This is a genomic window from Polaribacter sp., assembly GCF_049276715.1.
Taxonomy (GTDB): domain Bacteria; phylum Bacteroidota; class Bacteroidia; order Flavobacteriales; family Flavobacteriaceae; genus Polaribacter.
Genome location: NZ_JBASWY010000009.1, coordinates 1 through 25,180, shown reverse-complemented (window position 1 = coordinate 25,180; position 25,180 = coordinate 1). Strand labels below are relative to the sequence as shown.

Sequence of the window (25,180 nt, the reverse complement as noted above, 5' to 3'; positions counted from 1 at the left end):
ATGTTTGATTTTAGGTGTGCAATTTACGGAATTTTCAAAAAATGATTACAATCTTTAACGATTTTAAAGTGTTAATAAAAGCTCAAAATAAATATATTTGTAAAACCATTAAAATAAAGCATTCGAATATGACTTTTAAAGAACAAATTCAACAAGGAATACCTTCTGTTTTACCTGCTAAAAAGGAATATAATTCAAGGATTAATCATGCCCCAAAAAGAAAAGAGATTTTAACTTCTGATGAAAAAAAACTGGCCTTAAGAAATGCTTTGCGTTATTTTAATGCCAAACATCATGCTGAATTATTACCTGAATTTAATGAAGAACTAGAAAAGTATGGCAGAATTTATATGTATCGTTTCAAGCCAGATTATAAAATATATGCAAGAGATATAACTGAATATCCAGGAAAATCTAAGCAAGCAAAAGCAATTATGTTAATGATTCAGAATAATTTAGACGATGCAGTTGCTCAACATCCAGATGAATTAATTACCTATGGTGGAAATGGAGCTGTTTTCCAGAACTGGGCACAATATTTATTAACGATGCAATATTTGTCAGAAATGACTGATAAACAAACTTTAACCATGTATTCTGGTCATCCAATGGGTTTATTCCCATCCAATAAAAACGCACCAAGAGTGGTGGTTACAAACGGAATGGTAATTCCTAATTATTCAAAACCAGATGATTGGGAAAAAATGAACGCTCTTGGAGTTTCGCAATATGGACAAATGACTGCTGGGAGTTACATGTATATTGGTCCACAAGGAATTGTGCATGGAACTACAATAACCGTTTTAAACGGATTTAGAAAAATCAAAAAAGCACCAAAAGGAAATTTATTTGTCACATCAGGTTTAGGAGGAATGTCTGGAGCACAACCAAAAGCAGGCAATATTGCAGGTTGCATTACAGTTTGTGCTGAGGTAAATCCGAAAATTACCCAAGTTCGTTTAAATCAAGGTTGGATTGACGAAAAAATTATTGATTTAGATAAATTAGTTGCACGAGTAAAATCAGCAAAAGAAAAAAAAGAAACAGTTTCAATTGCTTATTTAGGAAACGTTGTGGATGTTTGGGAAAGGTTTGATGAGGATAATATTCATATCGATTTAGGTTCAGATCAAACTTCATTGCACAATCCTTGGGCTGGAGGTTATTATCCAGTTGATATTTCTTTTGAAGACGCCAATAAAATGATGGCTGAAAATCCGAAGAAATTTAAAGAAAAAGTTCAACAAACTTTACGAAGACATGCAAAAGCAATTAATAAACATACAGAAAAAGGAACCTATTTTTTCGATTATGGAAATGCTTTTTTATTAGAAGCAAGTAGAGCTGGAGCAGATGTAATGGCTACTAATAATATTGATTTTAAGTACAATTCTTATGTACAAGATATTATGGGGCCCATGTGTTTCGATTATGGTTTTGGTCCTTTTAGGTGGGTATGTGCTTCTGGAAAGCCTGAAGATTTGGCAAAAACAGACAAAATTGCCTGTAAAATTTTAGAGAAAATTAAGAAGAATTCACCACTAGAAATTCAGCAACAAATGGCTGATAATATTCAATGGATAAAAGGTGCACAAGAAAATAAATTAGTAGTTGGTAGCCAAGCCAGAATATTATATGCAGATGCTGAAGGTAGAATTAAAATTGCAAATGCGTTTAATAAAGCCATTAAAAAAGGAAAAATTGGAGCAATTGTTTTAGGTAGAGATCATCATGATGTTTCTGGTACAGATTCTCCATACAGAGAAACTTCTAACATTTATGATGGCTCAAAATTTACGGCAGATATGGCCATACAAAACGTTATTGGCGATAGCTTTAGAGGCGCAACTTGGGTTAGTATTCATAATGGAGGAGGAGTTGGTTGGGGTGAAGTAATTAATGGTGGTTTTGGCATGCTTCTTGATGGTTCTAAAGTAGCGTCAAAGCGTTTAAAATCTATGCTTTTTTGGGATGTAAACAATGGAATTTCTAGAAGAAGTTGGGCAAGAAATAAAGAAGCAATTTTTGCAATAAAAAGAGCCATAAAATCAGAAAAAAATTTAAAAGTTACACTCCCAAATATAGTTGATGATACTTTATTTAATAACATTTAAAACCAATACCTATGAAAAAAATAGCATTTATATTATTTAGTGTAATTTTATTATCAGCTTGTAATTCTGTGAAAGTAGTTACAGATTATGACACAAAAGCAGATTTTACCAAGTACAAAACCTTTGCGTTTTATAAAACAGGAATAGATAAAGCTGATATTTCTGATTTAGATAAAAAAAGAGTTTTAAGAGCAGTTGAAACAGAATTATTGGCTCAGGGCTTTACAAAATCTGAAAATCCAGATATGTTGGTTAGTTTTTTTACGAAATCTAGAAGAAAAGTAGATATCAATCAAAATAACAATTTTGGCTATGGTTTTGGCTGGGGATGGAATCCTTGGATGTGGAATGGTATGAACAATAATATCAACGTAAGCGAATACACAGAAGGTACTTTGTTTGTAGACTTTATTGACACAGAAAAGAAAGAATTAGTTTGGCAAGGAATTGGAACTGGTGCTTTAAAATTAGAAAATGTCGAAAAAAAAGAAGCTCGAATTAATGAGTTTGTGAAAGAAATTGTTTCTAGGTTTCCACCAAATAAGTAAATTATACAAATTATAAAAGAATTACCCTTACAAGAAATTCATTTTATTATAATATTTGTCTTTTTTTTTAAATAAAAAATTATTATTTAACATTTTTTTTATGATTAATTTAATAATATTAAAAAAAAACATATAAATAATATATTTTGTTTTTTTTTTAAGATTTTTTTAAGATTTTAGCATCATTAATTTAAACCAAATTTAATGATGAAATCAAAATTAAATGGAATGTTAACGTTGTTTCTGGCGTTCATGGTGCAAACAATAGTTGCACAGAAAACTGTTACTGGTAAAGTTTCCGATAGTTCTGGAGTTCTTCCTGGAGTGTCTGTAGTGATTAAGGGAGCCAAAACAGGAACCGATACAGATTTTAATGGTAATTATACTATTAAAGCGAAAGACACAGATATCTTAGTTTTTAGATATTTAGGATTTAAAACAGTAGAAAAGCTTGTAGGTAGCGAATCAGAAATTAACGTTACTCTAGAAGAGGACTCAAGTGTTTTAGAAGAAGTTGTAGTTGTTGCCTATGGTACTACTACAAAAGAGGCTTTTACAGGTTCTGCAAGTTTTATTAGTGCTGAGCAATTACAAAATAGAAATGTAACATCACCAATAGCTGCTATTGAAGGTAGGACAACTGGTGTTCAGTTCACGTCAACAAATGGACAGCCTGGTTCTACACCATCAGTAGTTATTCGTGGTGTGGGTACTTTAAATGGTAGTACAAATCCATTATTTATTGTAGATGGAATACAATATGAAGGTAATTTAAACACAATAAATCAAGAAGATATAGCATCTTTTACAATTCTAAAAGACGCAGCATCAACCTCATTATATGGAGCAAGAGCAGCAAATGGGGTAGTTATTATTACTACAAAAAGTGGTAAAAAAGGCGATATTAAAGTGAGTGCAACAGTTCAAGGTGGTATAGTTGCAAGAGCAAATCCTCTTTACGATCAAGTTTCGCCTCAACAATATTACGAGGTAATGTGGGAAGCTTTAAAAAATTCATCTGCAGGAGCAGGTAGTGGAACTTTTGCGACAAATAATATTTACTCACAACTAGGTTACAACCCATTTAACGTTCCTAACGATCAAATTGTTGACATTAATGGTAATATAAACCCAAATGCTCAGTTAATCTATCAAACTTTAGATTGGTTCGATTTTATGGAACAAACTGGTGTTAGAAAAAATTATAATGTTAATGTTTCATCAGGTAGTGAAAATAGTAGAGTTTTCTTCTCTGCTTCTTATTTAGAAGAACAAGGTTATGTTGTGACTTCTAATTATGACAGATTTACAGCGCGACTTAATGCAGATTTTGATGTAAAAAAATGGTTAAAAATGGGGGGAAGTGCTAATATTACAGTTGCTGAAACAACAGGGCCAAGATCAGCAGGTACAGGTAGTATTGTAAACCCTTTTGGTTTTGCACAAAGTTTAGGGTCTATTTACCCAGTTTATGTAAATGATTTACAAGGAAATCTTGTTCTAGATACACAGGGTAACCCTGTTTTTGATAATGGTGAAGGATTTCCATTGTATAATATCGGAAGAAGACCTTTGGGTCAAGGGCGCCACCCTTTGCAAGAATTGTTACTAAATCAAGATCTTGATAAAGATAACACCTACGGATTTAGAATGTATGCTGATATGAAAATTTTTGATGGTCTTAATTTTAGATTAAACTATGGTAGAGATTTTAACGAAGATATACGTCAGGATTACGAAAACGCAATCATTGGTGATGCTCAACCTACAGGAAGATTTGGCGAAACTAGATCTAGAAGAGAAGTTCAAAACTTTGTACAACTACTAACCTACAATAAATCATTTGGGAATCATAATTTAGATATTACACTTGGTCATGAGAGTTACAATAGACTTTTTTCTTTTAATGATGGATTAGCTACGATACAGGCAACAACTGGTATTTTCGAATTTGCAAATTTTTCTAACCCTGTTAGTTTAGGTGGAGCATCAAGCAGAAAAGCTATTGAAGGTTATTTTGCAAGAGCTAATTATGATTTTGATGGTAAGTATTATTTGAGCGCTTCGTTTAGAAGAGATGCTTCATCTGTATTTAGTAAAGAGTCTAGATGGGGTAATTTTTATTCTGTTGGAGCTTCTTGGAATATCCATAAAGAAAAGTTTATGGAAGATGTATCCTTTATCAATAAACTAAAGATAAGATCTTCATATGGTGAAGTAGGTAATGATGATTTAAATGACTTTTTTCTTTCTCAACCACGATTTGCACTCAACTCGAATGCAGCTGATGGAGCATTTCTTTTATCGGCTTTAGGAAATACTCAATTAGTATGGGAAACCATAGAGAATTTTGACATCGCTCTGGAGTTTGGTTTATTCAATAATTTTTTAGAGGGTTCTTTTGAGTACTACAAACGTAATTCAACCGATTTATTATATAATGTACCTCTAGCTTTGAGTGTTGGTTTAAATGAACAACCTGATAATATTGCAGATATGTACAATTCTGGACTAGAAATGGCATTAACTGCACACTTATTTAACAAAAACGATTTTAAATGGGATTTAGAATTACAAGCATCGACATTTAAAAACGAAATTACCTCAATTCCAGATCCTTTTATTAATGGTTCAAAAAGATGGGCAGAAGGAAGATCTAGGTTTGATTTCTTTTTATTCAGATCTGCAGGTGTAGATCCAACAAATGGAGATCAATTGTACTTTTTAGTAGCTCCAGATCCTGTAACAGGAGAAAATGAAATTGTTTTAGATGCTAATGGAGTTCCACAAACAACAACCGACTGGAGGCTTAGCGAGAGAACTTATACTGGCGACTCCTCGATCCCAGACTTATTAGGTTCAGTATCTAATAGTTTTTCTTACAAAGGTCTTACTTTAGATTTCTTAATAACTTACGGTATAGGAGGTAAAGTTCTTGATAACGGATACTCGAGTATGATGCACACAGGTAGATTTGGTGCATCTATGCATCCAGATATTTTAAGAGCGTGGAAAAACCCAGGAGATAATACAGATGTTCCGAGATTAGAAAATGGAAGTGTTACCCAAGTTATAACTAACTTAGATAGATTTTTAACAGATGCTTCTTTTTGGTCTTTAAAAAATATTAGTATAGGTTATAATTTTGAAAGAAATATTTTAGAAAAATTAGATATTGATAATTTAAGATTGTCATTAACAGGTGAAAACTTGTATTTAAGTAGTAAGCGTAATGGATTAGATCCTCAATTTAACATTGCAGGTACGCCATCTGGAAACGATTTTAATCCTGCAAGAATTATATCTTTAGGTGTAAATGTATCATTTTAATAAATAAAAAATTTAAATTATGTATAATAGAATAAAAATTCTGATTCTTTTTACTTTAGTTTCAGTATTATCATCTTGCGAAGAAGAGTTCTTAGATACTTCGCCAACAGATGCTGTAACTCCAACAGTTGCTCTTCAAGACGTGGAGAATATGAAAAAAGTTTTGAATGGAATACATAGAACCTTGTATTCTCAATCTCAAACTGTATTTCCAGGTGGGAATACATCAAGAGCTAATGACCACTACTGGGTTCCATTAGGTGATAATTTAGCGGGTGGTTTAATACATTCCGCAGATGCAAATAACTTGGGTTGGAGAACAGAAATGCAATGGAATTCTCATACTGTGCCAACTTCTTTAACAAACGAAATTTTATGGTATCATCGATATAATATTATTTTGCATGCAAATTTTATATTAGAAAGAATTGGTAGAGGAGATTTACCTGTTACACCCGAACTCAAAGAAGTAGAAGGGCAAGCTTATACTTATAGAGCTTTTGCTTACTTATCTTTAGTTCAACATTATGCAAAAGGTTATCTAATTGGAAATCCATCTACAGATAAAGGAGTACCAATTAATTTAATACCAGAAACTACAGGACCTAGAAAGACAGTAGAGGAAGTCTATGTGCAAATTGGTAAAGATTTAGATGCTGCAATTGCTGCGTTTGGTGGTGCAACATCAAGACCTTCTGGGGATCCAAAACTTAAATCTCAATTAAACATTAATGTTGCTCATGGTATAAAAGCAAGATGGGCTTTATCTAAAGGTGATTGGGCAACAGCTGCAACATCTGCAATTGCTGCAAGACAAGGTTTTCCAATAATGGGGAAAGCTGATTGGTTATCTGGTTTTAATACCAATAATTTACCTGAAGTAATTTGGGGAAGTAATGTAATAGGGACAGAAACTACCTTTTTCCGTTCTTATTTTTATTTAGCCAGTAATACTTTTAACGGTTCTCAAATTAGATCAAACCCTAAAATAGCGGATAGAAGATTAGTTGACGCAATTCCAAATACAGACTATAGAAAGGAAGTATTTATAATTGATGCTCCTAACACCAACAGTTCTGCTTCGAATGGGCAAGGAGGTGTTTCTGGTGGGCAACCAAGAGATCCCAGATACGCTGGTAATTTAGCCGGTTATAATGCAAAAAGAGCAGAAATTAATTCGAAGTACGGAATTTCTAATTCTTTTAATCAGCATCCATATATGCATTTTAAATTGAAAAATGCAAATCCAGGTTCTATTGATCCAGATGATATTATTTATATGAGAAGTTCTGAAATGTATTTAATTGAAGCGGAAGCAAAAACTATGCTAAATGATTTACCTGGTGCTAGAGCCGCACTAAATCCATTAGGTAGTGCAAGAGATAGCAACTATAATGTAAATCAGTATACAACACAATCGAGTTTAATGGCACATATCAAATTTCAAAGAGGTGTAGAATTGTGGGGTGAAGGATTTGGTTATACTGATAAAATTCGATGGGATGAAGAAATAGACCATGAAGCAAATGGTGGGTCTGGAGCATCTCAAGTTTTATATCAAGCTGCTTGGAAAGTGGCTAAACCATCTATAAATAATGATTGGATTTTTAAAATCCCTCAAAAAGAGATTGATGCCAATCCAGATATTGGTCCTGGAGATCAAAATTAATTTTAAGTATAACCAATAAATCTTCTAGTTTGTCTTCATAAAAGAATTATAGATTTAAGGTTATTTATTAAGCCAAAACTGCCTATGCAGTTTTGGCTTTTTTATTTTTTGAATTATTCCAATATTCAATTACAACGAAACCTGTAAACCTAGCATCAAATTAAAAAAAAAATTATTTTCGTTAAAAAAAACACTAAATTCTAATATTAACTGTCGATAATTGTAAAAGAGATTTAGCAGGGTTTGTTTTTTGATTCTTTAGAAAAGTTTCAGGTTTAAAATTCTTTTTCGTTACGAGTTTGATAAGAAAAAGTGATAATCATGATTCATCTTCTTCATTACTATCTGTAAATTCAAAACACGCAAAAAAAAACCTTAATTTATAGTCATTACTATACCCTATAATGTTAGAGGTAAAAGAAATATTATTATAGAAAGTATTTTCTGAATTTTAATGCAAATTAAAATAATACAGCTTTATAAATTAAAAAGGAAGCTCTCAAAGTTCAATACAAGTGTCTATTAATTTTAGATCTCAATTGTCTAATTTTATCAATACACCTAGTCAAATGGAGAAAGAAGCTAAAAGCTTTAAAAAGAAAATCTTTTAAAAAAGAAAAAGGCAGTGACAAAAAATCACTACCTTTTATTTAATAATTCTGTAAAGCTATTTCAGAACAATAAAATATTCAAAATCTACTTAATATTTGCAGACTTAACCGTTTTAATAATTCTACCTGCAATCTTGTATGGATCACCATTAGAAGCTGGTCTTCTATCTTCTAACCAACCTTTCCAACCTTTCTGTACAGTAATAATTGGAATTCTAATTGAAGCACCTCTATCTGAAACTCCATAAGAGAAATCATGAATAGAAGCAGTTTCGTGCAATCCTGTTAAACGTTGGTCATTAAACTCACCATAAACAGCAATATGCTCTTTTACTACAGGTCTAAATGCCTCACATATTTTCTCATAAGTTTCTTTAGAACCACAAGTTCTTAATACTGAGTTAGAGAAATTTGCATGCATTCCAGAGCCATTCCAATCCATATCTTTACCTAATGGTTTTGGGTGATATTCAATATAATACCCATATTGTTCAGTTAGTCTATCTAATAAATAACGAGCAACCCAAATTTCATCACCCGCTTTTTTAGCGCCTTTTGCAAACAATTGGAATTCCCATTGCCCAGAAGCAACTTCTTGATTAATACCCTCGAAGTTTAAACCAGCAGCAATGCATAAATCTGCATGCTCTTCAACTAAATCTCTTCCATGAGTGTTTTTACCACCAACAGAACAATAGTACATGCCTTGTGGAGCAGGATAACCACCAATAGGGAAACCTAAAGGTAATTGTGTTTTAGTATCCATAATAAAGTATTCTTGCTCAAAACCAAACCAGAAATCATCATCTTCATCCTCTATAGTAGCTCTACCATTAGAAGCGTGTGGAGTACCATCTGCACTTAAAACTTCTGTCATTACTAAATAACCGTTTATTCTAGTTGGATCTGGATAGATTGCAACTGGTTTTAATAAACAATCAGAAGAACCTCCTGAAGCTTGTCTTGTAGATGAACCATCAAAAGACCAGTTTCCTAATTCTTCAATTGTTCCTTTAAAATCTTCATGCTCCTCAACTTTGGTTTTACTTCTCATATTTTGAGTTGGAAAATATCCATCTAACCAAATGTATTCTAATTTAATTTTTGCCATAATAAATAATTATAAATGTGATTTTAATCATACAAAAATGAAATATTTTAGTTGAATATCAAAAAAATGAGGGGTTAAATTTATAATATTAATTAAAAATAATTTTATCCCTAATTTTTATAGGGTATATTTGTGTTTCTTTTAAAATAATCCTTATATAATCCTATTATGTCAACAATTAGATTTGCTGCATTACAAGAAACTCGCAATAGAACTCCTATAAAAGTCGAAGAGAAAGAAAAAAGATCTGTTTTATTTGGTAATAATGTCTTTAATAAATACGCCATGCAGCAGTATTTAACAAGAGCTGCCTATGAAAGCGTGATGAATGCAATAGATAAAGGAACTAAAATTGATCGTAAAATAGCAGATCAAGTTGCTGTTAGTATGAAAGATTGGGCAATTTCCAAAGGCGCAACACATTACACACATTGGTTTCAGCCATTAACTGGAGCAACTGCAGAAAAACACGATGCTTTTTTCGAATCTATAAATGGTAGTTTGGCCATGGAAAAGTTTGATGGTGAGCAGTTAGTGCAACAAGAACCAGATGCTTCTAGTTTTCCAAATGGCGGAATTCGAAATACGTTCGAAGCCAGAGGATATACTGCTTGGGATCCAACATCACCTGCATTTGTGTATGAAACAACTTTGTGTATTCCAACAATTTTTGTGGCTTACACAGGCGAAGCTTTAGACAATAAAACACCTTTATTAAGAGCTTTGCAGGCAATAGACACGCACGCAACAGCTGTTTGTAAATATTTTGATAAAAATGCATCGAAAGTAAATGCAACTTTAGGTTGGGAACAAGAATATTTTTTAATTGACGATGCTTTGGCTTTCTCTAGGCCAGATATTATTTTAACTGGTAGAACTTTATTAGGGCATACACCAGCAAAAGGTCAGCAATTAGATGATCATTATTTTGGAAGTATCCCTGCAAGAGCGATGAGTTTTATGCAAGATTTAGAGCAAGAGTGTATGTTGTTAGGCATTCCAGTAAAAACACGACATAATGAAGTTGCTCCAAATCAGTTTGAATTGGCACCTATTTTTGAGGAGGCAAATTTAGCAGTTGACCATAATTCTTTGTTGATGGATGTGATGGAAAAAATATCGAAACGTCATCATTTTAAAGTCTTATTTCATGAAAAACCATTTGCAGGAATTAACGGTTCTGGAAAACATAATAATTGGTCTTTATCAACTCCAGAAGGCACAAATTTGTTAAGTCCTGGAAAAACACCAATGAAGAACTTACAATTTTTAACCTTTTTTGTAAACACGATAAAAGCAGTTTATAAATACGAAGAATTGGTAAGAGCTTCTGTAGCTTCTGCGAGTAACGATCATCGATTGGGAGCTAATGAAGCACCACCAGCTATTATTTCTGTTTTTATTGGCAGCCAATTGTCTGCAGTTTTAGATGAACTAGAAAACGTAACAAAAGGAAAATTATCACCAGAAGAAAAAACCGATTTAAAACTAAACATTATTGGTAAAATTCCTGAAATTTTATTAGACAATACAGATAGAAATAGAACATCACCATTTGCTTTTACAGGTAATAAATTCGAGTTTAGAGCAGTAGGTTCTTGGTCTAATTGTGCAGGTCCAATGACCGTTTTAAATACGATTGTTGCGAAACAATTAAAAGAATTTAAATTAGAAGTAGACGAATTAATAGAAACTAAAAATCTTAAAAAAGATGAAGCCGTTTTCAATGTTTTAAGAGAGTATATTAAAGATTCTAAAAAGATTCGTTTTGAAGGCGATGGTTATGGAGAAGCATGGGAAAAAGAAGCGAAAAAGAGAGGCTTAAGTAATAACAAAACCACACCAGAAGCTTTAAAAGTAAAAATTTCTAAAGAGGTTATCGATCTTTATCAAGAAATGGAAGTAATGGGTAGAGTGGAGGTCGAAGCTCGTTATGAAATTAAATTAGAAGAATATACCAAAAAACTTCAGATAGAAAGTAGAGTTTTGGGAGATATAGCAAGAAATCATGTAATTCCAACTGCTGTAAAATATCAAAATACATTGCTAGAAAACACCAAGAATTTAAAAGAAATTTTTGGAGAAGAGTATAAGAAAATAGCAAAAGAACAGATAGAATTAATCATGACCATCTCAAATCATATCACAGAAATTAACGCTTTATCTTTAAAAATGATAGATGAACGCAGAAAAGCAAATATGCTTTCTGGGCAAAAATCTGCAGAGGCATATTGTAATAAAGTGAAACCATTTTTTGAGCAAATACGTTATCATTGTGACAAATTAGAGACCATGGTTGATGATAATTTATGGCCACTTACAAAATATAGAGAATTGTTGTTTACAAGATAAAATAAATCATCCTACTTTTCAGTAGGATTTTTTTTCGAAAAGCCTAAATTTGCATCACAATACAACAAGATGAGTCAAGAAGTTTCAAAACGTTACGCACAAAGAGGAGTATCAGCATCAAAAGAAGATGTACATAATGCCATTAAGAATATCGATAAAGGATTATTCCCAAAAGCATTTTGTAAAATTGTACCAGATTATTTAACAAATGATGATGATTATTGTTTAATAATGCACGCAGATGGAGCAGGAACAAAATCTTCTTTGGCATACATGTATTGGAAAGAAACTGGCGACATTTCTGTTTGGAAAGGCATTGCACAAGATGCTTTAATTATGAATATTGATGATTTGTTGTGTGTTGGAGCAACAAATAACATACTACTTTCTTCCACTATTGGTCGTAATAAAAATAAAATTCCTGGCGAAGTTTTATCAGCGATTATAAACGGAACAGAGGAATTAATTGAAGATTTAAAAAAATTCGGAGTTACGATTCATTCAACTGGAGGAGAAACTGCAGATGTTGGAGATTTGGTAAGAACCATTATTGTAGATTCTACTGTTACTGCAAGAATGAAACGTTCTGATGTGATTGACAATGCAAACATAAAAGCTGGTGATGTAATTGTTGGTTTAGAATCTTTTGGACAAGCAACTTACGAAACCAAATATAATGGAGGTATGGGTTCGAATGGATTAACTTCTGCAAGACATGATGTTTTTCACAACTATTTAGCAACCAAATATCCAGAAAGTTTTGATGCTGCTGTACCAGAAGAATTAGTCTATTCTGGGAATATTAAATTAACTGACAAAGTTGATGATTCTCCTATAGATGCTGGTAAACTAGTGTTATCGCCAACAAGAACGTATGCACCAATTATCAAAGAAATTTTATCGAAATTCAACTCAGAGAATGTGCATGGAATGATTCATTGTTCTGGAGGTGCACAAACCAAAATTTTACATTTTGTCGATAATTTACATATTGTAAAAGATAACATGTTTCCAATTCCACCTTTATTCAAATTGATACAAGAACAATCAAAAACCGATTGGAAAGAAATGTATCAAGTTTTTAACTGTGGACACAGAATGGAAATTTATGTGTCACCAGAAATTGCAAAAGATATTATTGCAATTTCTAAATCTTTTAATGTGGATGCTAAAATTGTTGGTAGAGTAGAGGTATCATCAACAAAAAAACTCACCATTAAAAGTGAGTTTGGAGTTTTTGAGTATTAAATTATAATTCTACTATTCTTTTATAAATTTAGAAGTTTTTATTTGTCCGTTTATATTACTTACTAACAAGTACAACCCTCTACTATAATTAGAAATATCAATATTTGTTTCGCTAGTAGTTATGTTTGAAGTGTAAATTTGTTTTCCAGTAACATTATAAATTTGGAATTTATCATCTGTAGAAAATATAGTTTTTTTAGCAGAAAGTATAATACTTGAAGTAGCTGGATTTGGGTATATTTCTATTGAATTTTCAATTAACTCTTCTCTTAGTAAAGATAAAGTTGTACCATAACATTGGTTAATATAAGCTGTGCTTAACTCTGTGCTTACAAGTAAACTTGTACTTCCGTTCATAATAATACACCTACCATCATTATGATTATACGTCATATATTCTCCATCATTTTCAAAAGCTTTAAAAGTACATTGTTCAAAGCTTAATGGATTACTTACGGTTTGTGTAGCATGTGTCCAATTAGAAAATAAGGTAGTACCTCCAGCCCATCTGTTGTAACCAGATTCCTGATTAAAATCACAAGGTTTAAAGAATAAAAGGTACAAGGTTCCTGTTCCTCCAGGACCAACTCCACCACCAAAATTTACAGCTATAGAGCCATCACCTCGTAAATCTCCGACAAAAGAAATTGATCGTGAAAAACGTTCACCAGCATTAAAAGTAAAATCGAAACCACCTTCAGCTTCATCAATTTTTGTATAGGATTTTACGGTTTTATCAGCATTTAAATACAAGATATACCCTTCTCCTTCATTTTGTTGATTTGCTCCTGTTATTAAATCAGGAATTCCATCTCCATTTAAATCTCCAGGTGCACACATTGCGTGTCCAAATTGAGCTCCAAAGCTTCCATTAGGATTTTCTCCATCCGTTAAAACATCATTAAATCCACCTTGGTTTTCAGTTATTTTTATTTTAGAAACCACGTTAAAAGTAGTAGCATCTAAAGAAAGAATCCAAACTGCACCTTTACCACCATCAGTCATAAAGGCTCCAACAGCCATTTCTAAAGTGCCATCTTCATCAATATCACCCAACATTGCAACTTCTCTTCCTCCAAAATTATCATCATTTTCTAAACCAGTTCCAAAACCTCCAGAAGTAGAATTAATAGTAACAGATTCATTGGTAATTACTTGTGATGAACTATCGAAAAATAAAATTTCTATAGAACCTCTATTGCTTCCACCAGCATCTGAATTTGGATCGCAAGCAACTAAATCTATTTTTCCATCATTATTAATATCGCCAATTGCAGATAAACCTTGCGCAATTATATTAGAATTTTTCACAAAACTTTTTACAGTTCCATCTCTATTTAAATGAATAATATATAAGGCAATGTTTGTTGAATTTGGCGCAGAAACTGCAATATCAGGTATGTTATCACCATTATAATCGCCAATACCTGCAACACCATAACCAAAATAATTTCTTTCTAATAAGGTTTCGTTAAAATTGCCTTCTAAAGCAGATATTTTTTGGTTGTCTTTTACAGTACCATCTGCATTCATAAATAAAATATAAGCAGCACCAGCATCTGTTGCACTATCATCATCAGATCTTGCACCAACTACCAAATCTATAATACCATCTCCATCTATGTCTCCTGCTTGATCGTGATCTCTACTAAAACGATCTCCAGAATCTAAATCTGCAAAAAAGCCACCTGAACCTTCTTCAATTTTAACAAAACCATCTGGACCAAATTGAGTTATTACTTGTCCATAAGTTTCTTTTGTGAAAGTAATTAAAAATAATAATAGTAATACTTTGTTTAATTTTAAACACATCTTTAGGATATTTTTTGTTAGTTTTTCTTTAGACCCGTTTTTTTTAGAAAAGTTTAATTTTAAACAAATTTTTTTAAATTATTCAAGAATAATTGAATTTGTACCAAGTTTTTAACTGTGGACACAGAATGGAAATTTATGTTTCACCAGAAATTGCAGAAGACATTATTGCTATTTCTAAATCTTTTAATGTGGATGCTAAAATTGTGGGTAGGGTAGAGGCTTTAGGTTCTAACCTTCATCAGAATAAAACAAAAAAACTCACTATAAAAAGCGAGTTTGGCGTTTTTGAGTATTAGAAAATAGACTGTCGTTATCGTGTTTGTAAGTGGTTTTTTTTAGGTCTTCTGTTACAATAGATTATTGTAAGAAAAAAAAGAAGGAAGTTCCAATTTTGATTTTGTCCTCATTTCGTTTTCCACTAATTTTCATAATAGATTGACCATTCAAATTCAATAAATCGTTGTTGTCAACTTTTCCGATAACTTTTTCTTGAAGGTTAAATATTTCATTTCTAATATAAGAACCTATTTTCTGATTGATTGAGTTGTAAAGGATGTTGTCTTTAAAATAGCCAAGTTCTTGTCCTGAACTGTTCATAATTTTATCTTCTTTGAAAAACAATAATTCTTGTCCCTTAGAATTTATAAGAATTGCATCATTTTCTGTATTCATCTTTTATGTGTTTTAAGTTTTAGTTAATTTTATATTACTTTCAACATATTAGTATTCAATACATTTAAAATGTTACAGTAGAGTTCTTTAAATTTAAAAACAAGCCCAATTAAGCAACTTCTCCTCTTTGTGGTTTTAAAGCATCTCTGTAAATTTTCATATCTTTTTCATCCACAGTTATAAAAGCAGAGACCAACATTTCATTTTTTTCTAGAATATCGATTTCATAAAAGTTCAAATTCTCAAGAGTTGCAAATTCTTTTAAATGAATGGTATGATGTTTTGCAGTTTCTTTGGCATCTGGGCCTCTAAAATCCCATAATAATTTTATTTTTCTACTCATATTTTTTTTATTTATGATTGATGAAAATAAATAAATTTCCAGTTTTAAAAGTAATTTTAATAGCATCTTGAACACCTCTATTTCTTGTTCCAATTCTTTCTCCGAAAGTTAAATCTTCATTAATTAAAGGATATTCCAAACCCTCTGTAACAATATTGGTTGCTTTCGGAAAAGGAATTAGAGAAACAATTTTGTTTTTACAATTGGCTAATTCTGTGCTATTATCAGCTAAAAAATAACGATTATAATTGTCAAAAAAAGTAAGTGTTAATTTTTCTTTCCATTGAATAGCTGTGTGCAAATTACCTAAAAAATGATCTTGTTCTTTTCCACTTGCTCCATAAATATCAATCTTGGTGAAGCCTTTATCAAAAAGAATCTGAAGTATTTTATCAAAATCTGTAAAATCTTGATTTGGCGTATCAAAAACTTCAATTTCTTTTGGAATATTTTTTAAAGAATCGAAATCTCCAGCAATAAAATTTGGAATAATATTGTTTTTTTCTAAATATTGATAAGCGCCATCTGTTGCGCAAATAATATCGTATTCAGATACATTTGGAATTTTAATTGGAGTTTCTCCATTTAATAATAAAAAAACTTTTGTGTTTTTCATTATTACAAAAATACGAACAAAAAAAGCATCATTTCTAATTTTGAAAACGGTGCTTTTAGAATTCTAAAATGAAACGCTATTCCTTAATCTTAATTTCTAAAGATGGATATTTTTCCTTCAATTTTAATAAGTCGATATTTTTATTCTTTAATTCATTATCAAAAAAAGAAATTATGGTTTCATTTATAGTTTTATAACCTTCTTTTGGGTTGATGGTTCCAGCTTCATTCAGTTTAGGAATATTAATCATCAATGGAATATCCATAAAAGTGGCATGTCCCGAATTTTTAATTTTGGCCTCATAAAAAATATCAGAACCACCATTTCTATATGCATATTTGTTGTAATTTGGGTGAGGCTCTTTCCAATCTGAAGAAATAAATAAAAATGGTTTTGTAACTAAAGTATCTATTATATTACCCCATTGAACTCCATCTAAATTTACACCAGCATTAACTCTACTATCATTTAATATAGATTGAGCAACAGAAGTTCCACCTTGTGAATGTCCGAAAACTCCAATTTTAGAAACATCTAAATGATTTGCTAGAAAAGAATTTTTATTCCAGTTTTCTAATTCATCAATTATAGTAGAAATATCTTTAGACCATCTCTTAGAGATAACACCAGGAATATAGTTTTTTAATGCGGAATAAGATGCTTTAAAACGCTCTTGTTCTGTTGTTGCATTTACATAATCTTGTTGCATTTTCCATGCTAATTCTGCTGTTTGTTGGTTGCTGATGAATTTTTGATCATATTCTTGATTGTAGAGTTTTAGAGTTCCATCAGGAAACAAAGTTCCAGTACTTTCATAGGTATGATTTATGTTTAAAACAATATAGCCATGACTTACAATTTCTTCTATAATTGAATAGTAGCCAGAAGCTTTAGAATAAGAGCCATGAGAAAAAATTAATATAGGAAACTTCTCATTTGCCACTTCTGGTTTTACATAAGTATTTGTTTCTACATGGTTTAAATAGGTAAAAGTGCGTTTTGGTAAACCATATTTTTTAGCAAAACTAAATCGATCTCCATCATTTAAATAGGGTTCTTTATTTTCATTTTTTATGATGGCAGGATACCAAATTTTAATCATTAATTCTCTTTTATCATCTGGATTTTCTGTGATGGTTTCTTCTTTATCTGTTTTTAAATGAATGTATTGAGAGCCAATTTTATATTTTCCTGTAGTTTTTGGTAATTCGAAAATGGGTAATGCAGTAGGTATCCCAAAGCCCAAGAAAAGTAAAATGAGTAGAAATACTATTTTAATAATTTTAAAAAACCAGTTTCCTTTTAAAATTGAATATCCTTTATATATGCAAAAAGCAATAATTAATAATAAAACATAAATAGGAATCATTTGCCATCTAAAGCCTTCTAAAATAAAGTGACTAGCTAAAGAACCTAAAACAATTGCTAGTTCAATTTTTTTGTAAGTTTTAACTTTTCTGATGGATAAATAAATGATGAATGCAAAACAAAGTAATAATAAAAAGATTTCTAATGTTCTCATAAATGGTTTAATTTATAGATGGTACAAAAGAAATTAAATAGTTTTTGAAATCAAAGAAAAGGCAATAGACAAAGAATGGACAGTATCTTAAGTCTTTGTAAATTAAATATTTAAAATAAAATTAGATAAATCTTCTTTTGCTGATAAGTTTAGCTTTTTTCGCAATCTATATCTTGCCTTGTTTACACTTTCTGTTGTAATATTTAAAAGGTTACTAATTTCTTTAGAACTTAAATTTAGGCGTAAAAAGGCGACTAGTTTTAATTCGTTTGCTGTTAAATTTGGAGCGATTTTATACACAGAATTTTTAAAGTTCGGATATAGTTTTTCGAAATTTAAAAAAAAGGTTTCTATATATGCATCATTATAATTGTTATTTAGAATTTTAGATAAGTCTTGCTCTAAAGTTGTTTGCAGTTTTATATTGCTATTTTCTAAATCTTTAATTTTATGTTTATTTTCTATGCGTTCAAAATTATTCAATCTTCTAGAAAGCCTGTTTTGTCTTCTTTTGGTGTTTCTTTTTCGAGTTCTAAAAGGTATTAGGATATACAAGAAAATAAATAGGGATAAGATTCCTATAAATACGATGCAAATAATAAACCAAGTATCTGTATTTATTCTAAAATTCAATTTGAGATGAGTTTTATTAGCAAAATTTAGCCATTTAAATAGGATTCAAATTTATAATAATTTAAAAAAGGAATAGTTTTATCTTTACACAAAATTTTTAGACCTTGAATACAGATCAGTTTTTAGTAAAATCAGATTTAAAATATATTGATAAAGCCAGTTTTACTTGGCAAACTCCCAGCAATATTGCCTTAATAAAATATTGGGGAAAGAGCAATCCTCAAATTCCAAAAAATGCTTCTATCAGTTTTACTTTAAATAATTGTCATACAATTACAACTATTAATTTTGAGCGCAAACTTCATTCTGAACTTGTTTCAGAATCACATCAAAATATAGATTTTGATTTATTGTTCGAAGGAAAACCAAAAGAAGAATTCAAACCAAAAATTGCAGAATTTTTTAAAAGAGTTCAAGAATATTGTCCCTATATTTTTAATTATAAGATGATTATTAATTCAGAAAATTCTTTTCCACATTCAAGTGGAATCGCTTCATCTGCAAGTGGTTTGTCTGCAATTGCCATGTGTTTAATGAGTTTAGAGAAAGAAATTAATGTTGATTTATCACAAGAATTCATCAATAAAAAAGCGTCTTTTTTAGCAAGATTAGGTTCTGGAAGTGCAAGCAGAAGTATTGAAGGACCTTTGGTTGTTTGGGGAAATCATCCAGAAATAGAAGGAAGTTCAGATTTATTTGGAGTACAATTTCCACATAAAGTTAATGCTATTTTTGAAAACTATCAAGATGTAATTTTATTAGTAGATAAAGGCGAAAAGCAAGTTTCAAGTACAATTGGTCATAATTTAATGATTAACCATCCTTATGCAGAGAATAGATTTACGCAAGCTAATGAAAACTTGACTAAAATGTCTAAAATTCTGCAACATGGAAATATAAAGGAGTTCATCAATTTAGTAGAAAGAGAAGCTTTAACACTGCACGCAATGATGATGACTAGCAATCCTTATTTTATTCTAATGAAACCCAATACATTAGAAATTATCAATAAAATTTGGGAATATCGTCAAGAGAAAAATAGTAATATTTGTTTTACACTAGATGCTGGTGCAAATGTGCATGTGTTGTTTCCTGAAAATGAGAAAGAAAATGTATTGCAATTTATTGATAGTGAGCTCTCTATCTTCTGTCAAAAAAAACAGTATATTTGTGATAACATTGGTTTAGGAGCTAAAATACTTACACCTTAAAAACCTATTTATTTATACTTTATGAATTTCAAATTTGTAACAATTTTTGTGATAATCTCTTTTTTATCAATTTCTGTGTACTCGCAAGATAAAGTATATTTTGATGAAAATTGGAATGTAACTGATAAACAGAACGCTTCTTATTATAGGCTTGTAGCCAATACTAAAAGTGAAAAAGAATGGATTATAGATTATTATATTTCTGGTAAAAAGGCCCAAGAAGCAAAATACATTAATGGAAAACCTGAGGGCAAATTTTCTGTATATTATGACTCTGGAGAACTAAAAGTAGAAGGTATTTACGAAAAAGGTTTAAAGGTAGGTGTTTGGAAAACGTATTATAAAAACGGAAAAATAAAGGAAAAAGGAAAATATGATAACGATGAAAAAGTAGGTGTCTGGAAAATGTTTTATAAAAATGATTAATAATTTATTCGTATTTTTGTAGTATAATTTGGAAAAAGAAATGAAAGGACCACTTTTTTATGCTAAGATTCTTCTTTTTGGAGAATATGGAATTATTAAAGATTCTAAAGGGTTAGCAATTCCTTTTAACGCATACAGAGGCGCATTAAAATCAACAGATGTTTTCGACGAAAATTCTAAAAAATCTAATGATAACTTAAAAAGATTTTACACGCACCTTTTACAATTAAACTCAGATAAAGTTTCTTTTAATTTAGATGCTTTTAAAGAAGATATCCAAGATGGATTGTATTTCGATTCTTCTATTCCACAAGGATATGGTATTGGAAGTTCTGGAGCATTAGTTGCATCAATTTACGATAAATATGCAAACAATAAAATTACGGTTTTAGAGAATTTAACTAGAGATAAACTGATAAAATTAAAAGAAATATTTTCTTTAATGGAATCTTTTTTTCATGGTAAAAGCTCTGGTTTAGATCCATTAAATTCTTACTTAAGTCTGCCAATTTTAATCAATTCTAAAGAGAATATAGAACCAGCTGGAATTCCATCTCAAAAAGAAGGAAAAGGGGCTGTTTTCTTGTTAGATTCAGAGCAAATTGGAGAAACTGAGCCAATGGTTAACATTTTTATGAATAAAATGAAAAACGAGGGCTTTAGAAAAATGTTGAGTGAAGAATTTTCTCTTCATACAGATGCATGTATAGAAGATTTTTTAAACGGAAACGTAAAATCTTTATTTGGTAATGTTAAAAAGTTATCAAAAATTGTGCTTAAAAACTTTAAACCAATGATTCCTGTTGCTTTTCATAAAGTTTGGGCAAATGGTATTAAATCTAACGATTACTATCTAAAACTTTGTGGTTCTGGGGGTGGAGGTTATATTTTAGGCTTTGCAGAAGATTATGAAAAGGCTCAAAAAAGCTTGAAAAATTATAAATTAGAATTGGTATATAGGTTCTAGTTTATGTCTTATGAATGCTCCCAAAACAAGAACACTCTTCTATAAATTTTTTAGTTTGCTCTCTGTAGTAAGAGGTTACAATATTTTAGTTTTAATTCTTGCTCAGTATTTAGCTTCTATTTTTATTTTTTCGCCAGAAAAATCTGCAAAACACGTTATTTTAGATTTACACTTATTATTTATTGTTTTGGCAACAGTTTGTGTTGTGGCAGCAGGTTATATTATTAATAATTTTTACGATGTAAAGGTTGATAGAATTAATAGACCTTTAAAAACGGGTTTAGATAATTTTGTAAAACAAGAAACGAAGCTTTCTCTCTATTTTTTATTGAATTTCATAGGCTTCATTTTTGCCTTTTTTGTTTCTTGGAAAGCTGCTTTATTTTTTTCTATCTATATTTTCGCAATTTGGTTTTACTCTCATAAACTTAAAAAACATCCTTTACTAGGATTAATTTCTGCAACAGTTCTTACAATTTTACCATTTTTCGCAATTTTTGTGTATTATAAAAATTTTTCAAAAATCATATTTTTATATGCTGTTTTTTTATTTTTAGTTATAATGATTAGAGAATTAATAAAAGATTTAGAAAATTTAAAAGGAGCCATTGCAAATAACTATAAGACTTTCACGGTTACTTATGGTGAGAATAAAACCAAAAAACTATCTATTTTTTTATTGATTTTAAGTTTGTTTCCAATTACGGTTTTATTCAGTTTTCCTGCTTTGAGCTACATGCGATATTACTTTTATGTAGCCTTAATAACTCTGGTTTTTGTTGGTTTCTATCTTCAAAAAGCCACAAGAAAAAATCAATACAGATTACTTCACAATACACTTAAAATTTTGCTTTTAATAGGTGTTTTTTGCCTGGTTTTTATAGATACATCTTTGCTTTTAGAAAAATTTATAGATAAATTGAATTAGCAATCAATTTAAGTACCTTTGCAAAAATTTTAATAAAATGAATTCAGATAAAAACTCGTCGCGAAGACGACAAGAAGGTAATAAAAGCAAGCCTCTAAATAGAAAAACTGCAAAACCTTTAAGCAGAAAACCTGTAAAGAAGGAATTTAAAAAAATAACTCCAGCTAAGAAATCAGACGAATCTTCAGGAATTCGTTTAAACAAATATATTGCAAACTCTGGCGTTTGTTCGCGCAGAGAAGCAGATACTTACATAGAGCATGGAAGTGTAGTGGTTAATGGTAAACTAGTTACAGAAATGGGCTATAAAGTTCAGCCAGAAGACATTGTAACTTTCGATGGAACATCTATTACACCAGAGCAAAAAAAATATGTATTACTAAATAAGCCAAAGAATTATATTACAACTATGGATGATGATCGTGGTCGAAAAACGGTTATGGAGTTGATTGCAAATGCATCTAAAGAAAGAATTTATCCTGTAGGTAGATTGGATAGAAATACAACAGGGTTGTTGCTGTTTACAAATGATGGAGATTTAGCAAAAAAATTAACACATCCTAAACATAATGTTCGTAAATTATATCATGCATCTTTGGATAAAAAACTAGATTTAAGTGATTTAGAAAAATTGAGAGGAGAGGTTGTTATAGAAGGGAAAAAAGTATTTATTGATGCTATTTCTTATGTAAATGGAGAACCAAAAACAGAGATTGGTATAGAAATTCATTCAGGTAGAAATAGAATTGTTCGTAAAATATTTGAACATGTTGGTTATAAAGTAAATAAACTAGATAGAGTCGTTTTTGCGGAACTAACCAAGAAAAATTTACCAAGAGGAAGATGGAGAGAGTTAACCAATTTAGAGGTTACAAATCTTAAAATGATGAAATAAAAATTTGAATCCAGCCAAAAGCTGGATTTTTTTTAAATTTAAATAGTAAAAAAAAACAGCAACATGTTACTGAAAGAATTCAGCTTTATTAAAGAATCAATAAAGTTCAAAGAAAAGGAAAATTTAAAAATATCCAAAGCAAATGTTGGTTGGCATTTAGATCATTCGTTAAAAGTAATAAATAGTGTTTATGATGCTTTAAAAATATCAAATCCGAAAGATTACAAAAAAGAATTCGTTACATTACGTCTTATTACTTTTGCTTTAGGAAGATTTCCTAGAGGTAGAGTAAAATCACCAAAAAGAGTTTTGCCTCCAGAATTAATCTTAAAAGAAGATTTAGAAAGCCAGCTAGAGTTGGTAATTAAAAATTTAGATTCTTTAAAACAGTTTAACAAGAACCAGTATTTTACGCACCCGTTGTTTAAACATTTAAATAAAAAACAAACAGTCAAGTTTTTAAAACTGCATACGAAGCATCATTTAAAGATTGTAAAAGATATTTTGAAGTAAAAAATGAGGATAAAAAAAACCCAAACAAAATGTTTGGGTTTTTTGTGGTACCTCCAGTACTTTGGATTACTTTATTAAAACATCTTAATTTATAACAAAACCTTTGTAAATCTTTTATTTATAAGGGTTTTGTTGTTTTTTGTAAGTAAGTAAATTATCTTCTATTTTATATCAAAAAACTCTTATTAGCACCCTAATTAGCACCCTTTTTTTTGTATCTTTACTAAAAATAAAACACTATGAATAAGGGGGTTGAAAGAACAAAGGGCACAATTCGATATGCTTTTAAAGTATCAAAGACAAAATTAGAAGAAAATAAGAGTTTACAAAGTGTAATCTTTTTATTTTTCAGTTATGGTAAAAACCGCTTTAAATACTCTACAGGATACAAGGCGTGTTTTAATGATTGGGATTTCAAAAAACAGCGTATTAAGAACAAAGTTGGTATTGAAGATAAAGACAAGATTAACGAGGTTTTAAGCGATTTAGAAAACTATTTAAACAAAGAGTATTCTAATCTAATTAACGACTCTAAAAACGTATCTAATGAGCTTTTAAAATACAAATTAGATGTGTTCACAGGTAAGATTATTCCAAATCAAGAAATCGATACAAATCTCTCTTTTTTTGATGTCATAGATAAGTATATTGAGCAAAAAGAAGGTAATATTTCTATCATTACTGTGAGGTCTTATAAGCAAACTAAAAAGAGGTTAGAAGGCTATGAAAAGCACTTCAATAAAAAATTGATGTTCGATTATATTAATATGAATTTTTATAATGAATTCAATACGTTTATGGAAAGTAAAAAATATGCTTTAAACACAATAGGTAAGCATATAAAGAACTTAAAAACCTTTTTAAACTATGCATTAGCAGAAGGCTATACAAACAACCAAAAGTTTAAAAGCAACGATTTTAAAGTATTAAAAGAAATTACTACAGAAATTTATTTAACCGATGCAGAGATAAAAGAAATGTTTGAAAAAGATTTATCTAAATATCCAGAGGTAGAATTGGCAAGAGATGTTTTTCTAATGGGATGTTATACAGGTCAGAGAATAAGCGATTACAATGGTTTATCCGAAAATGATATTGTAGAAATTGATGGATTTCAATATTTCAAAATTAAGCAGCAAAAAAATAAGAAATATCACAGGGAGGTTTTATGCCCTATAACAAAAGAAATGCGTGAAATTATGTCTAAAAGGCATAACAATAAACCTCCAAGAAGGATTGCAGAAGCTATTTTAAACGACTATATAAAACAAGTAGGGCAGATGCTTAAATGGGATACTTTAGTAAAATGCGAGTACACAAAAGGCGGTATAGAAAAAACGGAAATGATTGCAAAATACGACCTAATTAAAAGCCATACAGCCAGAAGAAGTTTTTGCACTAATAAATACAAAGCAGGTATGAGTGTTTTTGATATTATGTTGTTTTCTGGGCATACTACAGAGAAAGAATTTTATAAGTATATCCGAATTAAAGACCAAGAAAGAGCTTCACACATTGTAAAAAGTGGTTTTTTTAATGTTTAATTAAATTGTTTTTTTCTTATAATTTGCGTTGTTTATATTAGCAAAAAAAATACTATGTTAAACGATTCTTCTTTAATAAGTTTTTGCGAATTTTTATCAAACGATCATATTT

20 protein-coding genes and 1 pseudogene are annotated in these 25,180 nt (G+C 30.3%); 14 read left to right on the top strand and 7 right to left on the bottom strand.

What is annotated here, in order from left to right:
• Positions 1–128: 128 nt before the first annotated feature.
• From WAO74_RS02245 to WAO74_RS02230, 4 genes are all read left to right on the top strand, one after another.
• The gene (locus WAO74_RS02245) at positions 129–2,114 is read left to right on the top strand and encodes a urocanate hydratase (RefSeq protein WP_422159566.1); all 1,986 of its coding nucleotides are present in this window, start codon (positions 129–131) and stop codon (positions 2,112–2,114) included.
• Between the two features lie 11 nt (positions 2,115–2,125).
• Positions 2,126–2,662 carry a DUF4136 domain-containing protein gene (locus WAO74_RS02240; protein WP_422159317.1) on the top strand — a complete coding sequence of 179 codons (537 nt, stop codon included), beginning with the start codon at positions 2,126–2,128 and terminating at the stop codon, positions 2,660–2,662.
• 207 nt (positions 2,663–2,869) lie between these two features.
• Positions 2,870–5,992 (top strand): SusC/RagA family TonB-linked outer membrane protein, encoded by a 3,123-nt coding sequence (locus tag WAO74_RS02235; protein WP_422159565.1) that lies wholly within the window; start codon positions 2,870–2,872, stop codon positions 5,990–5,992.
• 19 nt (positions 5,993–6,011) lie between these two features.
• A complete protein-coding gene (locus tag WAO74_RS02230) occupies positions 6,012–7,661 on the top strand; it encodes a RagB/SusD family nutrient uptake outer membrane protein (protein ID WP_422159315.1) in 1,650 nt (549 codons plus the stop codon).
• Between the two features lie 696 nt (positions 7,662–8,357).
• On the opposite strand, the gene WAO74_RS02225 is transcribed toward WAO74_RS02230, so the two are convergent.
• Complete coding sequence (locus WAO74_RS02225) at positions 8,358–9,383, bottom strand: glutamine synthetase beta-grasp domain-containing protein (RefSeq protein WP_422159314.1); 1,026 nt, start codon at positions 9,381–9,383, stop codon at positions 8,358–8,360.
• A gap of 168 nt (positions 9,384–9,551) precedes the next feature.
• Here WAO74_RS02225 and WAO74_RS02220 point away from each other — a divergent pair, with 168 nt between their 5' ends.
• Together WAO74_RS02220 and WAO74_RS02215 are read left to right on the top strand one after the other, a co-directional pair.
• Positions 9,552–11,735, top strand: coding sequence for a glutamine synthetase III (locus tag WAO74_RS02220; RefSeq protein ID WP_422159312.1), 2,184 nt, complete (start codon positions 9,552–9,554; stop codon positions 11,733–11,735).
• Positions 11,736–11,804: 69 nt separating this feature from the next.
• Entirely contained in the window at positions 11,805–12,983 is a 1,179-nt protein-coding gene (locus WAO74_RS02215) for an AIR synthase related protein (RefSeq protein ID WP_422159310.1), read from the top strand.
• Between the two features lie 12 nt (positions 12,984–12,995).
• Here WAO74_RS02215 and WAO74_RS02210 read toward each other — a convergent pair whose 3' ends face one another.
• The gene (locus WAO74_RS02210; protein WP_422159308.1) at positions 12,996–14,795 is read right to left on the bottom strand and encodes an FG-GAP-like repeat-containing protein; all 1,800 of its coding nucleotides are present in this window, start codon (positions 14,793–14,795) and stop codon (positions 12,996–12,998) included.
• Between the two features lie 98 nt (positions 14,796–14,893).
• Between WAO74_RS02210 and WAO74_RS02205 the strand changes: the two are divergent.
• Positions 14,894–15,094: pseudogene (locus WAO74_RS02205) on the top strand (phosphoribosylformylglycinamidine cyclo-ligase); the annotation flags it as partial.
• A 61-nt stretch (positions 15,095–15,155) separates the two neighbouring features.
• Here WAO74_RS02205 and WAO74_RS02200 read toward each other — a convergent pair.
• The 5 genes from WAO74_RS02200 to WAO74_RS02180 form a co-directional block, all read right to left on the bottom strand.
• Positions 15,156–15,470, bottom strand: coding sequence for a 5-fold beta-flower protein (locus WAO74_RS02200; RefSeq protein WP_422159306.1), 315 nt, complete (start codon positions 15,468–15,470; stop codon positions 15,156–15,158).
• A gap of 109 nt (positions 15,471–15,579) precedes the next feature.
• On the bottom strand, positions 15,580–15,813 hold the full coding sequence (locus tag WAO74_RS02195; protein ID WP_422159305.1) for a hypothetical protein: 234 nt from the start codon (positions 15,811–15,813) through the stop codon (positions 15,580–15,582).
• A 7-nt stretch (positions 15,814–15,820) separates the two neighbouring features.
• On the bottom strand, positions 15,821–16,429 hold the full coding sequence (locus WAO74_RS02190) for a thiamine diphosphokinase (protein WP_422159304.1): 609 nt from the start codon (positions 16,427–16,429) through the stop codon (positions 15,821–15,823).
• Between the two features lie 76 nt (positions 16,430–16,505).
• Positions 16,506–17,951 carry an alpha/beta hydrolase family protein gene (locus WAO74_RS02185; RefSeq protein WP_422159302.1) on the bottom strand — a complete coding sequence of 482 codons (1,446 nt, stop codon included), beginning with the start codon at positions 17,949–17,951 and terminating at the stop codon, positions 16,506–16,508.
• Between the two features lie 102 nt (positions 17,952–18,053).
• On the bottom strand, positions 18,054–18,584 hold the full coding sequence (locus tag WAO74_RS02180) for a helix-turn-helix transcriptional regulator (RefSeq protein WP_422159301.1): 531 nt from the start codon (positions 18,582–18,584) through the stop codon (positions 18,054–18,056).
• 104 nt (positions 18,585–18,688) lie between these two features.
• Between WAO74_RS02180 and WAO74_RS02175 the strand changes: the two genes are divergently transcribed.
• The 7 genes from WAO74_RS02175 to WAO74_RS02145 all read left to right on the top strand — a co-directional run bounded on the left by WAO74_RS02175 (position 18,689) and on the right by WAO74_RS02145 (position 25,068).
• Positions 18,689–19,795 carry a diphosphomevalonate/mevalonate 3,5-bisphosphate decarboxylase family protein gene (locus tag WAO74_RS02175; protein WP_422159299.1) on the top strand — a complete coding sequence of 369 codons (1,107 nt, stop codon included), beginning with the start codon at positions 18,689–18,691 and terminating at the stop codon, positions 19,793–19,795.
• A gap of 21 nt (positions 19,796–19,816) precedes the next feature.
• Complete coding sequence (locus tag WAO74_RS02170) at positions 19,817–20,221, top strand: toxin-antitoxin system YwqK family antitoxin (protein WP_422159298.1); 405 nt, start codon at positions 19,817–19,819, stop codon at positions 20,219–20,221.
• A gap of 40 nt (positions 20,222–20,261) precedes the next feature.
• On the top strand, positions 20,262–21,188 hold the full coding sequence (locus WAO74_RS02165; protein ID WP_422159296.1) for a mevalonate kinase family protein: 927 nt from the start codon (positions 20,262–20,264) through the stop codon (positions 21,186–21,188).
• Positions 21,189–21,198: 10 nt separating this feature from the next.
• Positions 21,199–22,116, top strand: coding sequence for a geranylgeranylglycerol-phosphate geranylgeranyltransferase (locus WAO74_RS02160; RefSeq protein ID WP_422159294.1), 918 nt, complete (start codon positions 21,199–21,201; stop codon positions 22,114–22,116).
• Positions 22,117–22,153: 37 nt separating this feature from the next.
• Positions 22,154–23,011: a pseudouridine synthase gene (locus tag WAO74_RS02155; RefSeq protein WP_422159293.1), complete on the top strand. Its 858-nt coding sequence runs from the start codon at positions 22,154–22,156 to the stop codon at positions 23,009–23,011.
• A gap of 63 nt (positions 23,012–23,074) precedes the next feature.
• Positions 23,075–23,524 carry a DUF1569 domain-containing protein gene (locus WAO74_RS02150; RefSeq protein WP_422159292.1) on the top strand — a complete coding sequence of 150 codons (450 nt, stop codon included), beginning with the start codon at positions 23,075–23,077 and terminating at the stop codon, positions 23,522–23,524.
• Positions 23,525–23,763: 239 nt separating this feature from the next.
• On the top strand, positions 23,764–25,068 hold the full coding sequence (locus WAO74_RS02145) for a tyrosine-type recombinase/integrase (protein WP_422159291.1): 1,305 nt from the start codon (positions 23,764–23,766) through the stop codon (positions 25,066–25,068).
• Positions 25,069–25,180 lie beyond the last annotated feature (112 nt).

What these genes read in the sequence shown, in the direction of transcription:
- WAO74_RS02245 (WP_422159566.1), top strand. Translation starts at nt 129, where the DNA reads ATGACTTTTAAAGAACAAATTCAACAAGGAATACCTTCTGTTTTACCT.
- WAO74_RS02240 (WP_422159317.1), top strand. Translation starts at nt 2,126, where the DNA reads ATGAAAAAAATAGCATTTATATTATTTAGTGTAATTTTATTATCAGCT.
- WAO74_RS02235 (WP_422159565.1), top strand. Translation starts at nt 2,870, where the DNA reads ATGAAATCAAAATTAAATGGAATGTTAACGTTGTTTCTGGCGTTCATG.
- WAO74_RS02230 (WP_422159315.1), top strand. Translation starts at nt 6,012, where the DNA reads ATGTATAATAGAATAAAAATTCTGATTCTTTTTACTTTAGTTTCAGTA.
- WAO74_RS02225 (WP_422159314.1), bottom strand. Translation starts at nt 9,383, where the DNA reads ATGGCAAAAATTAAATTAGAATACATTTGGTTAGATGGATATTTTCCA.
- WAO74_RS02220 (WP_422159312.1), top strand. Translation starts at nt 9,552, where the DNA reads ATGTCAACAATTAGATTTGCTGCATTACAAGAAACTCGCAATAGAACT.
- WAO74_RS02215 (WP_422159310.1), top strand. Translation starts at nt 11,805, where the DNA reads ATGAGTCAAGAAGTTTCAAAACGTTACGCACAAAGAGGAGTATCAGCA.
- WAO74_RS02210 (WP_422159308.1), bottom strand. Translation starts at nt 14,795, where the DNA reads ATGTGTTTAAAATTAAACAAAGTATTACTATTATTATTTTTAATTACT.
- WAO74_RS02200 (WP_422159306.1), bottom strand. Translation starts at nt 15,470, where the DNA reads ATGAATACAGAAAATGATGCAATTCTTATAAATTCTAAGGGACAAGAA.
- WAO74_RS02195 (WP_422159305.1), bottom strand. Translation starts at nt 15,813, where the DNA reads ATGAGTAGAAAAATAAAATTATTATGGGATTTTAGAGGCCCAGATGCC.
- WAO74_RS02190 (WP_422159304.1), bottom strand. Translation starts at nt 16,429, where the DNA reads ATGAAAAACACAAAAGTTTTTTTATTATTAAATGGAGAAACTCCAATT.
- WAO74_RS02185 (WP_422159302.1), bottom strand. Translation starts at nt 17,951, where the DNA reads ATGAGAACATTAGAAATCTTTTTATTATTACTTTGTTTTGCATTCATC.
- WAO74_RS02170 (WP_422159298.1), top strand. Translation starts at nt 19,817, where the DNA reads ATGAATTTCAAATTTGTAACAATTTTTGTGATAATCTCTTTTTTATCA.
- WAO74_RS02165 (WP_422159296.1), top strand. Translation starts at nt 20,262, where the DNA reads ATGAAAGGACCACTTTTTTATGCTAAGATTCTTCTTTTTGGAGAATAT.
- WAO74_RS02160 (WP_422159294.1), top strand. Translation starts at nt 21,199, where the DNA reads ATGAATGCTCCCAAAACAAGAACACTCTTCTATAAATTTTTTAGTTTG.
- WAO74_RS02155 (WP_422159293.1), top strand. Translation starts at nt 22,154, where the DNA reads ATGAATTCAGATAAAAACTCGTCGCGAAGACGACAAGAAGGTAATAAA.
- WAO74_RS02150 (WP_422159292.1), top strand. Translation starts at nt 23,075, where the DNA reads ATGTTACTGAAAGAATTCAGCTTTATTAAAGAATCAATAAAGTTCAAA.
- WAO74_RS02145 (WP_422159291.1), top strand. Translation starts at nt 23,764, where the DNA reads ATGAATAAGGGGGTTGAAAGAACAAAGGGCACAATTCGATATGCTTTT.